The organism is Henriciella mobilis, from assembly GCF_003576315.1.
Lineage (GTDB): Bacteria > Pseudomonadota > Alphaproteobacteria > Caulobacterales > Hyphomonadaceae > Henriciella > Henriciella mobilis.
The window spans coordinates 1-570 of the sequence record NZ_QWFZ01000023.1; the positions used below are offsets into that span (position 1 = coordinate 1).

Genomic DNA, 570 nt, shown 5'->3' on the forward strand with positions numbered 1-570 from the left:
GGCTGGTTCTGACATGAGCTTGGCCTCCTTTTCAAGTGAATGTTGTTAGACGAGAGCCAGATGACACATTGTGCATTGCTTCTCTGAACCATAGTTTCTAGATTCTCTGTTACAGGTGGGCTACAGATGGTGCACTTTGGACTAGATCTAATTCTCTGCTGGCATGACTTGATCCAGGACAGTCTTGATGTTGGTGATGGCTTCTTGCAGGTACTCGCCGATAACTGGGCGCATGTAGGCACCGTAGACACCGAGAGCAGCAGAGCGGGCCCTGTCTACAACTGGGGATGTCTCCTCAGCAACAGCCCTAGCGACCTGTCCAGAAATCTGCATGTAGCGGTTCAGTTCTCCAGTATTGACAGCGTCTTTGGCAGCCTGTGCGTTCTCATTGGCCTCAGCCGCTGCCACAATCTTGTTGTATGCATTGTGAAGCCTTTTGATGAATGTGTTCTTCAGGTCATTGTACTTTTCCACAAGCTCGGCCTCTGGCGCAGGGATTTCGCACAAGCTCAGCGAAACCTGCAGGGCGAGGAAAACCGCAAAGACAATTTTGGCGTTCATGTCTGCTGC

The 570-nt window shown here is 50.9% G+C and carries 1 protein-coding gene; it reads right to left on the reverse strand.

Features of this window, described 5'->3' with window-relative positions; genetic code table 11:
• Positions 1-147 precede the first annotated feature (147 nt).
• Positions 148-570: hypothetical protein (locus D1227_RS13210; protein WP_233352894.1), on the reverse strand; the 423-nt coding region annotated here is incomplete at its 5' end.